We start from the raw sequence: 13,245 nt of genomic DNA on the forward strand, positions 1-13,245 counted from the left end.
CCGGCACAGACCTGCCGGGCACTCCAGACGGGGCAATCAATGAGCAGTGACACCGAGCAGCGCCTCGTCGACCTTGAAATGCGGGTGGCCTTCCAGGAACACGCGCTCGGTGAGCTGAGCGATGCCCTGGCGGCCGCGCGCGACGAGGAAGCCCGCAACACGCTGTTGCTGCGGCGCGCGCTGGAGGAGCTCAGGCAACTGCGCACCTCCCTTGCGGCGGGGCCGCAGATGGCCGATCCGGCGCTCGAGCCACCCCCTCCCCATTATTGAGAGCCGGCAGCTCCACGGCGGCGACAGCATCAAATGACCGATTCCCTACGCAACCAGTTGCTCGGACTGGGCTTCAAGCCCGCGCCCGAGCCCCGCAAGAACGATTCGAACCGGCGCGGCGGCAAGCCGAACGAACGCCGGGACGGCGGCAAGCCGGGCTCGTCGGCCAAGCGCGCCGATCCGCCGCGCACAGGCGCCGGCAAGGGACCTGCTGGACACAAGCGTCGTGGCCCCGGTCCGGCCCGCTCGCGCGAGGAGATCGACCTTGCCAAGGCCTACGCGATCCGCGCCCAGCGCGAGAAGGACGAACGCATCGCCGCCGAGAAGGCCAGGCAGGAAGAAGCCCGCCTGCGGCGGGAAGCGCGTGCACGCCTGGCGGAACTGGTAAAGGACAAGTCGCTCAATGCCGCCGAAGCCGACATCGCCCGGCATTTCCCGTACGGCGGGAAGATCAAGCGCATCCATGTGACGGCAGACCAGCTCAAGGCACTCAACGCGGGCGAACTGGGCGTGCTGCAGATGGACGGCCGCTACCTGCTGGTGACCGCGGAACTGCTGGCGCAGGCGGCGGAAGTCTTCCCGCCTGCGATCGCGCTCAGGGTCGACCCGGATGCACCGGCCGCGGACGACCCCTACGCGGATCCGAAGTACCAGGTACCCGACGACCTGGTCTGGTAGTCCCCGGACCGGCGCGGGCCTAGTCCGGGTCGTAGTCGAGGTTGGATGCCAGCCAGCGCTCCGCCTGCGCGAGTGACACGCCCTTGCGCCGCGCGTAGTCGGCCGCCTGTTCCTTGGACACCCGGCCGACCACGAAGTACTGGCTGCGCGGGTGGCTGAAGTAGTATCCCGACACCGCCGCGGCAGGGGTCATCGCGAAGTGGTCGGTAAGGCGGATGCCGACCTTCGCTTCGGCATCGAGCAGGCGGAAGATCGTCGCCTTCTCGCTGTGCTCCGGGCATGCGGGGTAGCCGGGAGCCGGGCGGATCCCGCGGTACTTTTCTTCGATCAGCGCCTCGGTGTCGAGTGTTTCGTCGGTCGCGTAACCCCAGAACTCCGTTCGCACGCGCTGGTGGATCCGTTCGGCCATGGTTTCGGCGAGCCGGTCGGCCAGCGCCTTGAGCAGGATCGCGTTGTAGTCGTCGTGGTCGGCCTCGAACCGCCGGACGTGCTCCTCGATCCGGATGCCGGCGGTGACCGCAAAGGCGCCGATCCAGTCCTGGCGACTGCTGTCGGCCGGGGCGATGAAGTCGGCCAGGCAGAAGTCCGGGCGCTCGGGTGGCTTGTCCGCCTGCTGGCGCAGGAAGTGCAGGGTTACCGGACAGCCGTCGACCTGGGCAACGACATCGTCTCCGTGGCTGTTGGCCGGCCACAGGCCGAACACCGCCCGTGCGGTGAGCCATTTTTCCTCGACGATGCGTTGCAGCATCGCCTTGGCGTCGCGGAACAGCTCGCTCGCCTGCGGACCCACCACTTCGTCGGTGAGGATCGCCGGGTAGCGGCCGTGCAGCTCCCAGGCCTGGAAGAACGGGGTCCAGTCGATCAGGTCGACCAGCTCCGCCAGCGGGTAGTCGTCGAATACATGCAGCCCGGGCTTTGCCGGCGCCGGCGGCTCGTAGTCGTTCCAGCCACCCTCGAATCGCTGGCCACGAGCGTGCGCCAGCGACACCAGGCGCTTACCGCCATCGCGGTTGCGGTGGCGCTCGCGGATCTCGGCGTAGTCGGAAGCATTGGCCGCGACGAACGCATCGCGCAGCTCGATGCTGATCAGCGACTGCGCCACGCCGACCGCGCGCGAGGCGTCCTTCACCCAGATGGTGGCGGACTTGTAGTGCGGGTCGATCTTCAGTGCGGTGTGCGCGCGTGAGGTCGTCGCGCCGCCGATCAGCAGCGGCAGGGTGAAGCCTTGGCGCTGCATCTCGCGGGCGACGTGGCTCATTTCCTCCAGCGACGGCGTAATCAGGCCCGATAGGCCGATCAGGTCGGCGTTCTCCGCCTTGGCGGTGTCGAGGATCTTCTGCGCCGGTACCATCACCCCGAGGTCGATCACCTCGAAGTTGTTGCAGGCCAGCACCACGCCGACGATGTTCTTGCCGATGTCGTGGACATCGCCCTTGACCGTTGCCATCACGATCTTGCCGTTGGACTTGCCGGTGTCGCCGGTGCGCAGCTTCTCGGCCTCGATGTACGGCAGCAGGTGGGCGACGGCCTTCTTCATGACGCGCGCCGACTTGACGACCTGCGGAAGGAACATCTTGCCGGCGCCGAACAGGTCGCCGACCACGTTCATGCCGTCCATCAGCGGGCCTTCGATCACGTCCAGCGGGCGCGACGCCCCGGCGCGGGCCTCCTCGGTGTCCTCGATGATGTACTGGTCGATCCCGTGGACCAGCGAGTGGCTGATGCGAGCGCGTACCGGCTGCTGGCGCCAGGCCAGGTCCTCGACCTTCTTCTCGCCCTTCCTGCCGCGGTAGCGCTCGGCCAGCGCCAGCAGGGTCTCGGTTGCCTCGGGGTTGCGATTGAGCACCACGTCCTCGACCGCCTCGCGCAGTTCGGCGTCGAGGTCGTCGTAGAGGGGCAGGGCACCGGCATTGACGATGCCCATGTCCATGCCGGCGCGGATCGCGTGGTACAGGAACACCGTGTGGATCGCCTGGCGCACGGTCTCGTTGCCGCGGAACGAGAAGCTGACGTTGGACACGCCGCCGGACACGTGGCTCTGCGGGAACCGCCGCCGGATCTCCCGGGTCGCTTCGATGAAGGCCACGCCGTAGTCGTTGTGCTCGTCGATGCCGGTGGCGATCGCGAACACGTTGGGGTCGAAGATGATGTCCTCGGGTGGGAACCCGACCTGTGTGGTCAGCAGCTTGTACGCGCGCGTGCAGATCTCGACCTTGCGCTCGGCGGTGTCGGCCTGGCCTTCCTCGTCGAACGCCATGACCACCACGGCCGCGCCATAGCGGCGGACCAGGCGTGCCTGGCGCAGGAATTCCGCCTCGCCCTCCTTCATCGAGATCGAGTTGACGATGCCCTTGCCCTGCAGGCACTTCAGCCCAGCCTCGATCACGCTCCACTTGGAGCTGTCCACCATCACCGGCACGCGCGCGATGTCGGGCTCGGCGGCGATCAGGTTGAGGTAGTCGACCATCGCCTTCTCGGAGTCGAGCAGGCCCTCGTCCATGTTGACGTCAAGCACCTGCGCGCCGTTCTCGACCTGTTGCCGCGCGACGGCGACCGCCTCATCGAACCGGCCGTCCTTGATCAGCTTGCGGAACTGCGCGCTGCCGGTGACGTTGGTGCGTTCGCCGACGTTGATGAAATTGCTTTCGGGCGTGATCTGCAGCGGCTCGAGGCCGCTGAGGCGGGTCTGGCGGGCGAGCACGGTGGTCATGCGACGGCTTCCTCCAGTTGCGGCGGTGCCCGCGGAGGCAACCCGGCGACGGCGTCGGCTATCGCGGCGATGTGCGCCGGCGTGGTCCCGCAACACCCCCCGACGAGGTTGAGCAGCCCGGCTTCGGCAAACTCGCGCAGCACCGTGGCCATGTCTTCGGGGGTCTCGTCGTAGCCGCCGAAGGCGTTCGGCAGGCCGGCATTGGGGTGGGTACTGACATGGGTGTCGGCGACGCGCGAGAGCACATCGACGTGTGCGCGCAGGTCCTTCGCACCGAGTGCGCAGTTCAGGCCGATCGCGACCGGCCGTGCGTGGCGGAGCGAGTACCAGAAGGCCTCGGCGGTCTGGCCCGAGAGCGTACGTCCGGACGCGTCGGTGATGGTCCCCGACACCATCACCGGAAGTCGGGCGCCGCGCGCGTCGAAGACCTCGGCGATGGCGAACAACGCGGCCTTGGCGTTGAGGGTGTCGAACACGGTCTCGACCATCAGGATGTCGGCGCCCCCGTCGATCAGGCCATCGGCGGCTTCGCGGTAGGCCTCGCGGAGCTGGTCGAAGTCGATCGCGCGGAAGCCGGGCCGGTTGACGTCGGGGCTGAGCGAGGCGGTGCGGCTGGTCGGCCCGAGCACGCCGATGACGAAGCGGGGCTTGTCGGGCGTCTCGGCTTGAGCGGCATCGCAGGCCTCGCGTGCCAGCCGCGCGCCGGTCTCGTTGAGTTCGCGTGCCAGGTGCTGCAGGCCGTAATCGGCCAGCGAGATGGTGGTCGAGTTGAACGTGTTGGTCTCGACCAGGTCGGCACCGGCGGCCAGGTAGCCGGCGTGGATAGCGCGGATGATGTCCGGTCGCGTCAGGCTGAGCAGGTCGTTGTTGCCACGCTGGTCGTGCGCGCAGCCGCAGCCGGGGCCGTGCGCATGGCCCTCGGGTGCATGCGTGGGGTCGAAGCCTTCTGCGAAACGCTCGCCGCGGTAATCGGCTTCGGCCAGCTCGTGCTGCTGGATCATCGTGCCCATCGCGCCATCGATTACGAGGATGCGCTTGGCCAGGGCCTGAAGCAGGGCCTCGGCCCGCCGCGGGGCCAGCCAGGGCAGGGTGTCCACGGGGCCGGCGCTCACTGGGCGGCCCTCGCCGCGGTCTTGCGGGCGATGAGCGCGATGACCTCGAAGTGCGGCGGACGCCGCTCGCGGGTAACGGTCTCGCAACTGAGGATCTCGAACCCGCCGCGGGTGGCGAACTTCTGCAGTTGCTTCTCGCTGAAGCCCAGGTTGACGTGCCCGTACGACTCGACCACCGAGCGGTGCTCGTGGCGGGCCAGGCTGGTGAGCAGCAGCCGTCCACCCGGGCGCAGCACCCGCGCGGCTTCGGCCACCGCGCGGGCGGGCTCGTCGGCATAGGTCAGTGCGTGCATCAGCACCACCAGGTCGAAGTGGCCGTCCTCGAACGGCAGCGCGTGCATGTCGCCCTCGCGCACCTCGACGTTCTTGAGCTTGCGCAGCCGCTCGGAGGCGGCGAGCACGACCTTGGTGCTCGAATCGAGGCAGACGTAGCGGTGCGAGTGGGGCGCGAGCAGTTCGGCCAGCACGCCGTCGCCCGAAGCGATGTCGAGCACGTCGCCGGGCTCGAGCAGCGGCAGCGCCGAGCGCGCCATGGCCTCCCAGGTGCGGCCGGGGGAGTAGTGGCGCTCCATGTCGCCGGCGACCGAATCGGCCCAGTTCTGGTCGGCCGCGCGCATCGCCAGGACGCCCGGCACGCGCTCGGCGTCCTGACGCAGCAACGGGTCGTCGCTACCCTCGCGCAGGGTCTTCCAGAGTGAGTGCTGGGGGCCGTCGAGGGCGGCTTCGTCGAACCGGTAATACGCCGACACCCCTGAGCGGCGGTCCCTGACCAGCCCGGCGTCCTTGAGCCGCGCCAGGTGGGTGGATACACGCGGCTGCGCCAGCCGGGTGATGGCCGACAGTTCGGCGACGGTCAGCTCCTCCCGCTCCAGCAGGGCCAGCAGCCGGACGCGGGTCGCGTCGGCGAACACCTTGAGGCGTGACGACCAGCCTTCGAGATCCATGCAAGCCTCCGGTGCGTTCATGCACCTATCGCGATACAGCGATAAGTCTGTCCGTCCGGCCCACCACGGTCAAGCGCGGCGGGTTCGGTAAACCGGTGCGCAGGGATACAATTGCCCGGCTGCAGCGACGACTTGCAGACCAACTTCCGCGATAACCGAGGTGCCGACGTGGATTTTCGCTTCACCGAAGAGCAGTTGATGATTCAGGACGTGGCGCGCCGCATCGCGCAGGAGAAGATCGCCCCGAGCGCCGAGCACCACGACCGGACCGGTGAGTTCCCGCTGGAGAACATCCGCACCCTCGGCGAGAACGGCCTGATGGGCATCGAGGTCCCGACCGAGTACGGCGGTGCCGGCATGGACCCGATCTCCTACGTGCTGGCGATGGTGGAGATCGCCGCCGCCGACGCCGCGCACTCCACCATCGTGTCGGTCAACAACTCGCTGTTCTGCAACGGCATCCTGAAGTTCGGTACCGAGGAGCAGAAGCAGCTCTACGTGCGGGCAATTGCCGAGGGCAAGGAAATCGGCGCGTTCGCGCTGACCGAGCCGCAGTCCGGTTCCGACGCCACAGCGATGCGCTGCAAGGCCGTGAAGCAGGACGACGGCAGCTTCGTGGTCAATGGCAAGAAGAGCTGGATCACCTCCGGCCCGGTGGCCAAGTACATCGTGCTGTTCGCGATGACCGACGCCGACAAGGGCGCGCGCGGCATCACCGCCTTCCTGATCGACACCACGCGTGACGGGTTCGGCCGCGGCAAGACCGAGCCCAAGCTCGGCATCCGCGCCTCTGCCACCTGCGAAATCGAGTTCAACGACTACGTGGTCAAGGCCGACGAGGTGCTCGGCCAGGAAGGCGAGGGCTTCAAGATCGCGATGAGCGTGCTCGACGCCGGCCGCATCGGCATCGCCAGCCAGGCCATCGGCATCGCACGCGCCGCTTACGAGGCCACGCTGGAATACGTGAAGGAGCGCAAGGCCTTCGGCCAGCCGATCGGCGCGTTCCAGATGACCCAGGCCAAGATCGCCGACATGAAGTGCAAGCTCGACGCCTCGCTGCTGCTTACGCTGCGCGCGGCGTGGCAGAAGGGGCAGTTCGAGAACGGCGGCGCGCGCTTCAGCAACGAGGCCGCGATCGCCAAGCTGACCGCCTCGGAAGCGGCGATGTGGATCACCCACCAGGCGCTGCAGATCCACGGCGGGATGGGCTATTCCAAGGAAATGCCGATCGAGCGCTACTTCCGCGACGCCAAGATCACCGAGATCTACGAGGGCACCAGCGAGATCCAGCGCCTGGTCATCGCCCGTAACGAGACCGGGCTGCGCTGAGATGCCCATCCCCGGTTGCCGCTTTGCCGCCGCCTGCCATGTGCAGCGCGGCTGCGATCGCCGCGATATCCCGATCGTCGCCCGCGGCGCGGGGGCCCATTCCGGGTGCCCGCGCGTCGCAGGCGTGACCCTGCCTATCCACTGAACCCTGTCGTGGCCTGCGTGAAAGCGTGGGCCTCTCTTTTGGACGATCCGTTCACATGAGCACCAAACCCAAAGCCCCCGCACGCGCAGCCAAGCCGGTTGCGAGCAAATCCCCCGCCCGCAGGAAGGCACCGGCAGCGTCCGGCGCGAGCACGACCCGGAGCGACGCGGTGTCGCTCAAGCCCATCATCGACGTGATCCGCAAGCGGCTGCCCAAGGCGCGGCACGCGGAGGGCGAGGCGTTCTCGCAGGCGTTCTACAAGCGCATGGGTGAGGACGAGCTGCCCAAGCACACGCCCGAAGGATGGGCCGCGCTGGCGAGCGACTTCCTCGACTTCGCCCGTACCCGCAAGCCGGGCACCGCGCGGGCGCGCCTGTTCAACCCGAGCCGCGCCACCCATGGTTGGGAGTCGCCGCACACGGTGCTGCAGATCGTCAACGACGACATGCCGTTCCTGGTCGACTCGGTGACCATGGCGCTGACCGAGCAGGACATCGGTGTGCATGTGCTGGGCCACCCGGTGGTGGCGATCAAGCGCGACAAGGCCGGCAAGCTTTTGTCGGTGGGCGAGGGCGAGCCCGAGTCGCTGATGCACCTGGAGATCGACCGCCTCGACGCGGAGACCATGTCGAAGGTGCAGAAGGCGGTGGAGGCGGTACTGGCCGACGTGCGGGCGATCGTGCGCGACTGGTCGGAGATGCGGGGGCGCATGCTGGAGGTGTCCGAGCACATCGCCGAGCGCCGCCTGCCGGTGACCGAGGCCGGCCGCCGCGAGGCGCAGGAGTTCCTGCGCTGGGCCGCGGACAACCACTTCACTTTCCTGGGCTACCGCCAGTACGAGGTCGTCAAGAAGGGAGGCGAGGAGGTGCTGTCGGCGGTCGAAGGGTCCGGCCTGGGCCTGCTCAGCGGCACTGACGAGCGCAAGCCGCGGCCGCTGTCGTCGCTGGCCGCGCACTACATGCCGCAATCGGGCGCGGTCGACGCGCTGATCCTGACCAAGACCAACGCGCGCGCCACCGTGCACCGCCCGGGCTACATGGACTACATCGGCGTGCTCACGTTCGACAAGGACGGCAAGCCGGTGCGCGAGGACCGCTTCCTCGGCCTGTACACCTCCAGCGCCTACAGCCGCCGCCCGTGGGACATCCCGCTGGTGCGCGAGCGCCACAACTACGTGATGGAGAAGTCCGGCCTGCCGGCCGACAGCCACAGCGGCAAGGCCCTGCGCCACATCCTGGAGACGCTGCCGCGCGACGAGCTGTTCCAGTCCACCGGAGACGAGCTGCTGCGCACCAGTACCGGCATCCTCGGCCTGCAGGAGCGTGTGCGCAGCAAGCTGTTCCTGCGCCGTGACCGCTACGGTCGGTTCTTCTCGGGGCTGGTCTACATCCCGCGCGACCGCTTCAACACGGACGTGCGCCTGCGCATCGAGGCGATGCTCAAGCGCGTGCTGCACGGCGAGCATGTCGACACCACCGTGGTCCTGGGCGAGTCGCCGCTCGCGCAGCTGCACCTGCTGGTGCGGCCGAAGTCGGGCGAGGCGATCCAGGTCGACAACGCCGCGATCGAGGCCGAGCTGGCCGAGATCGTGCGCAACTGGCGCGACGACCTGCGCGAGTTGCTGGTCGAGCGCCACGGCGAGCAGCAGGGCCTGGCGCTGGCCAACGGCTTCGGCCGCGCGTTGCCGGCCGGTTACATCGAGGACGTCACCGTCGCGATTGCGGCCGACGACGTCGAGCACCTGGCCGCCCTGACCGGCCCGGAAGACCTCCGGCTGAGCCTGTCGCGCGTGCGCCCCGGCGCCGGCGGCCTGCGCTTCAAGTTCTACCGGCAGAACGAGGACATCGCGCTGTCGGATGCGTTGCCGATGATGGAGAACATGGGCCTCCGGGTGGTCTCCGAGCATCCGTACCGGCTCTACGCCCACAGCAACCTGATGTACATCCAGGACTTCGAGGTCGAGACCAGCAACCCCGACGCCGACATCGCCGATGTCGACGAGGACTTCGAGAACGCCTTCGCCCGGATCTGGCACGGCGACGCCGAGAACGACGGCTTCAACCGGCTGATCCTCGGTGCCGGCCTGTCGTGGCGCCAGGTCGCCATGCTGCGGGCCTACAGCAAATACCTGCAGCAGGTGGGCGTGCCGTTCTCGCAGAGCTATGTCGAGGAAACCTTCAACCGCTATCCGGTGCTCGCGCGCCTGATGGTCGAGCTGTTCGAGGCGCGCTTCGACCCGACCACCGGCCGCGAGGGCAAGGCCGAGGTGAAGGCCGGCATGGAGCGCCTGCGCAGCCAGTTTGCGCGGCTGGTTGCCGGCGACGAGGTGCTGATGGGCGCACTGGAGCCGGTGATCGCCTCGCGCACCGGCAAGCGTGACGTGCAGATCGCGGCCACCCGCAACACCCTGATGAGCCTGCTCGACCGCGTGTCCAGCCTCGACGAGGACCGCATCCTGCGCAGCTTCATCGGCGTGATCGAAGCGACCCTGCGCACCAGCTACTACCAGCAAGGTGACGACGGTACGCACAAGGGCTACGTCAGCTACAAGTTCGACTCGGCCGAGGTGCCGGACCTGCCCAAGCCGCGTCCGTACCGCGAGATCTACGTCTACGGCCCGCGCGTGGAGGGCATCCACCTGCGTTTCGGCCCGGTCGCCCGTGGCGGCCTGCGTTGGTCGGACCGCCGCGAAGACTTCCGTACCGAGGTGCTGGGCCTGGTGAAGGCGCAGATGGTGAAGAACACCGTGATCGTGCCGGTCGGCTCGAAGGGCGGCTTCATCAGCAAGAAGCCGCCGGCCAGCGGTGACCGCGACGCGATCCAGGCCGAGGGCGTGGCGTGCTACCAGATGTTCATCAACGGCCTGCTGGACATCACCGACAACCTGGTGGACGGCAAGGTTGTCCATCCGGCCAACGTGGTCCGGCACGACCAGGACGACCCGTACCTGGTGGTGGCGGCCGACAAGGGCACGGCGAAGTTCTCCGACATCGCCAACGCGATTGCCCGCGAGCATGGTTACTGGCTCGACGACGCGTTCGCGTCGGGTGGCTCGGTCGGCTATGACCACAAGGGCATGGGCATCACCGCCAAGGGGGCGTGGGAGTCGGTCAAGCGCCACTTCCGTGCGCTTGGCCACGACACCCAGAAGCAGGACTTCACCGCGGTCGGCATCGGCGACATGTCCGGCGACGTGTTCGGCAACGGCATGTTGCTGAGCAAACACATCCGCCTGGTGGCCGCGTTCGACCACCGCCACATCTTCCTCGACCCCAACCCCGAAGCCGCACGCTCGTACAAGGAGCGCCTGCGGCTGTTCAAGCTGCCGCGCTCGAGTTGGGAGGACTACGACGCCTCGCTGATCAGCCAGGGTGGCGGCGTTTTCCCGCGCAGCGCCAAGTCGATCCGGATCAGCCCGCAGGTGCGCGAGGTGCTCGGTATCGACGACTCGGTCTCGGCGATGAGCCCGGCCGAACTCATGAGCGCGATCCTGAAGTCGCCGGTGGACCTGGTCTGGAATGGCGGCATCGGCACCTACGTCAAGGGCAGCACCGAAACCCACGCCGAGGTTGGTGACCGCGCCAACAACGCGCTGCGGGTAGACGGCCGCGACCTGCGCTGTCGGGTGGTGGGTGAGGGCGGCAACCTGGGCTTCACCCAGCTGGGCCGCATCGAGGCCGCCCACAATGGCGTGTTGCTGAATGCCGACTTCATCGACAACTCCGCCGGCGTGGACACCTCAGACCACGAGGTGAACATCAAGATCCTGCTCAACTCGCAGGTGCAGGCGGGCAAGCTGAAGCTGGCAGAGCGCAACAAGCTGCTGGCGGCGATGACCGACGAAGTCGAGCAGCTGGTGCTGATCGACAACTACCGCCAGAACCAGGCGATCAGCCTGATGGAGCGGATGTCGGTGCCGCGGCTGGGCTCCAAGCAGCATTTCATCCGCACGCTGGAGTCGCAGGGGCTGCTGGACCGCCAGATCGAGTACCTGCCGTCGGACGCCGAGATCGCCGAGCGCAAGGCGCGCGGGCAGGGCTTGACGCGGCCGGAGCTGGCGGTGCTGCTGTCCTACAGCAAGTTGGTGCTGTTCCAGCAGCTGGTCGACTCCGACGTGCCCGAGGATCCGTACCTGTCCAAGGAACTGGTGCGTTACTTCCCCGGTCCGCTGCAGGCCAAGTACGCGAAGGCGATGGAGAACCACCGCCTGAAGCGCGAGATCATCGCCACCGCGGTGACCAACTCGATGGTCAACCGGATGGGGGCCACTTTCACCCTGCGCATGCAGGAAGACACCGGCCGCAGCGCCGGCGAAGTGGCCGAGGCGTACACGATCGCGCGCGAGGCGATCGACGCACGCGGCCTGTGGGCGCAGATCGACGCCCTCGACGGCAAGGTGGCCGAGGCGGTGCAGATCGACGCGCTGCAGACGATCTGGCAGCTGATGCGCTCGATGTCGCGCTGGCTGCTGTCGCGTCCGGGTGCGATGCCGGAGATCACGGCCGCGATGGCGCGTTACGGCGATGGCCTGAAGGCGGTGCGCGAATCTCTGCCGCAGACCATGTCGGAGGTGCGGCGCGAGGTCTTTGCCGCAAGTCTGGAGGACTGGAAGTCCAAGGGCGTACCCGGCGCCCTCGCAGAGCAGCTCGCTGCCTTGCCGCTGCTGGAGTTCGGCTGCGACATCGTCGAGATTGCCCACGCCCGCAAGCTGTCGCCGGTGGACGTGGCCCGCGCCTACTTCGGGCTGGGTGCCGCGCTGCAGCTGCCGTGGCTGTACGAGCAGATCGAGTCGCTGCCGGTCGACGGGCGCTGGCAGGCGCTGGCACGTGGCGCCCTGCGCGACGAGCTGGGTGCCCAGCAGCGGGCGCTGGTCGGGCAGATCCTCGCCGGCGGCGGCAAGAAGTCGGCTGACGACCGCGTCGATGCCTGGCTGAAGCGCGACGACGCCACGCTGCGGTTCACCCAGGCAATGCTGGCCGAACTGCAGAACCAGAAGACGCTCGACTACCCGACGGTATCGGTGGTGGTGCGACGGCTGGCGCAGGTGGCCAGCGCCGGCGCCTGACGTCCAGCGGTCCACGGGCGCGGCGGCGATCATTCGCCGCCGCGCTTTTTTTTCGCCCGTCGCGCGGCCGCGTTATCCTGCTGCGACCGACACCGGAGCCGCCGATGACCGCGACGCCCCGCATCGCCTTCCTGGCCAGTACCGCCGACGACGCCCAGGCCGCCTGCGTCAAGCTGGTCGCCCGGCATGGCGACGTGCCGCCCGAGGATGCCGAGGTACTGGTTGCCCTGGGTGGCGACGGCTTCATGCTGCAGACGCTGCACCGCCACGGAGGCCTCGGCAAGCCGGTGTATGGGATGAAGCTGGGGACCGTCGGGTTCCTGATGAACCACCTGGCGCTTGACGGCCTGCTCGAGCGAATCCATGCCGCCGAGCCCGCGGTCCTGCGCCCCTTGGAGATGCTGGCGGAAACCGAATCCGGTGCCAGCGTCGGCTCGCTCGCCTACAACGAGGTCTCGTTGCTGCGGCAGACGCGCCAGGCGGCGCACCTGTCGATCGCGCTCAATGGCCAGATCCGGTTGGACGAGCTGATCTGCGACGGCGTCCTGGTCGCTTCGCCCGCCGGCAGCACGGCGTACAACTTTTCCGCCCACGGGCCGATCCTGCCTTTGGGCGCCAACGTGATGGCACTGACCCCGATCGCTGCGTTCCGGCCCCGGCGCTGGCGCGGCGCGGTACTGAAGGCCGACACCGAGGTCCGGTTCCGCGTGCTCGATCCGTACAAACGGCCGGTCAGCGCGACCGCTGATTCGCACGAGGTTCGCGACGTGGTGGAAGTGACCATCCGCGAGTCGCACGACCGCACGGTGACGCTGCTGTTCGACCCCGAGCACAACCTCGAGGACCGGATCCTGGCGGAGCAGTTCACTAGCGGGTAGCGGTCGGATGGAGCTTTCGCGGGTTTGCAACTGAAGAGCGCGTGGATGCGCGCGAGCGGCCTTCGGGCAGGCCGATCAGTCGCTCCCCGATACTCGCTTGGTGATCGGCCTGCC

Annotated in this window: 8 protein-coding genes; 5 read left to right on the plus strand and 3 right to left on the minus strand. The window is 68.2% G+C overall.

What is annotated here, in order from left to right; all coding sequences use genetic code 11:
• Positions 1-39: 39 nt before the first annotated feature.
• Together ACKVMH_RS03585 and ACKVMH_RS03590 are read left to right on the plus strand one after the other, a co-directional pair.
• A complete protein-coding gene (locus tag ACKVMH_RS03585; RefSeq protein ID WP_215218088.1) occupies positions 40-270 on the plus strand; it encodes a SlyX family protein in 231 nt (76 codons plus the stop codon).
• A 33-nt stretch (positions 271-303) separates the two neighbouring features.
• Complete coding sequence (locus tag ACKVMH_RS03590; RefSeq protein WP_412699250.1) at positions 304-948, plus strand: DUF2058 family protein; 645 nt, start codon at positions 304-306, stop codon at positions 946-948.
• A 19-nt stretch (positions 949-967) separates the two neighbouring features.
• On the opposite strand, the gene metH is transcribed toward ACKVMH_RS03590, so the two are convergent.
• Genes metH through ACKVMH_RS03605 form a run of 3 tightly spaced genes read right to left on the minus strand, consistent with a single transcriptional unit; the run spans position 968 to position 5,714 of the window.
• Positions 968-3,658 (minus strand): methionine synthase, encoded by a 2,691-nt coding sequence (gene metH, locus ACKVMH_RS03595; RefSeq protein ID WP_412699251.1) that lies wholly within the window; start codon positions 3,656-3,658, stop codon positions 968-970.
• Complete coding sequence (locus tag ACKVMH_RS03600; RefSeq protein WP_412699252.1) at positions 3,655-4,770, minus strand: homocysteine S-methyltransferase family protein; 1,116 nt, start codon at positions 4,768-4,770, stop codon at positions 3,655-3,657. The genes metH and ACKVMH_RS03600 overlap by 4 nt, the downstream gene beginning before the upstream one ends.
• Positions 4,767-5,714, minus strand: a complete 948-nt coding sequence (locus ACKVMH_RS03605; protein WP_412699253.1) for an ArsR/SmtB family transcription factor — start codon at positions 5,712-5,714, stop codon at positions 4,767-4,769. Before ACKVMH_RS03605 ends, ACKVMH_RS03600 begins: the two co-directional genes overlap by 4 nt.
• Before the next feature lie 132 nt (positions 5,715-5,846).
• Between ACKVMH_RS03605 and ACKVMH_RS03610 the strand changes: the two genes are divergently transcribed.
• From ACKVMH_RS03610 to ACKVMH_RS03620, 3 genes are all read left to right on the plus strand, one after another.
• On the plus strand, positions 5,847-7,043 hold the full coding sequence (locus ACKVMH_RS03610) for an acyl-CoA dehydrogenase family protein (RefSeq protein ID WP_311195413.1): 1,197 nt from the start codon (positions 5,847-5,849) through the stop codon (positions 7,041-7,043).
• Between the two features lie 200 nt (positions 7,044-7,243).
• Complete coding sequence (locus tag ACKVMH_RS03615; protein WP_215218083.1) at positions 7,244-12,253, plus strand: NAD-glutamate dehydrogenase; 5,010 nt, start codon at positions 7,244-7,246, stop codon at positions 12,251-12,253.
• Between the two features lie 104 nt (positions 12,254-12,357).
• Positions 12,358-13,131: an NAD kinase gene (locus tag ACKVMH_RS03620; RefSeq protein ID WP_412699254.1), complete on the plus strand. Its 774-nt coding sequence runs from the start codon at positions 12,358-12,360 to the stop codon at positions 13,129-13,131.
• The last annotated feature ends 114 nt before the right edge of the window (positions 13,132-13,245 follow it).

It is taken from the genome of Lysobacter zhanggongensis, from assembly GCF_046638635.1.
GTDB lineage: Bacteria > Pseudomonadota > Gammaproteobacteria > Xanthomonadales > Xanthomonadaceae > Novilysobacter > Novilysobacter luteus.

Bases quoted from the DNA above. Each gene is read 5' to 3' on its own strand.
- ACKVMH_RS03585 (WP_215218088.1), top strand. From the start codon at position 40: ATGAGCAGTGACACCGAGCAGCGCCTCGTCGACCTTGAAATGCGGGTG.
- ACKVMH_RS03590 (WP_412699250.1), top strand. From the start codon at position 304: ATGACCGATTCCCTACGCAACCAGTTGCTCGGACTGGGCTTCAAGCCC.
- metH (WP_412699251.1), bottom strand. From the start codon at position 3,658: ATGACCACCGTGCTCGCCCGCCAGACCCGCCTCAGCGGCCTCGAGCCG.
- ACKVMH_RS03605 (WP_412699253.1), bottom strand. From the start codon at position 5,714: ATGGATCTCGAAGGCTGGTCGTCACGCCTCAAGGTGTTCGCCGACGCG.
- ACKVMH_RS03615 (WP_215218083.1), top strand. From the start codon at position 7,244: ATGAGCACCAAACCCAAAGCCCCCGCACGCGCAGCCAAGCCGGTTGCG.
- ACKVMH_RS03620 (WP_412699254.1), top strand. From the start codon at position 12,358: ATGACCGCGACGCCCCGCATCGCCTTCCTGGCCAGTACCGCCGACGAC.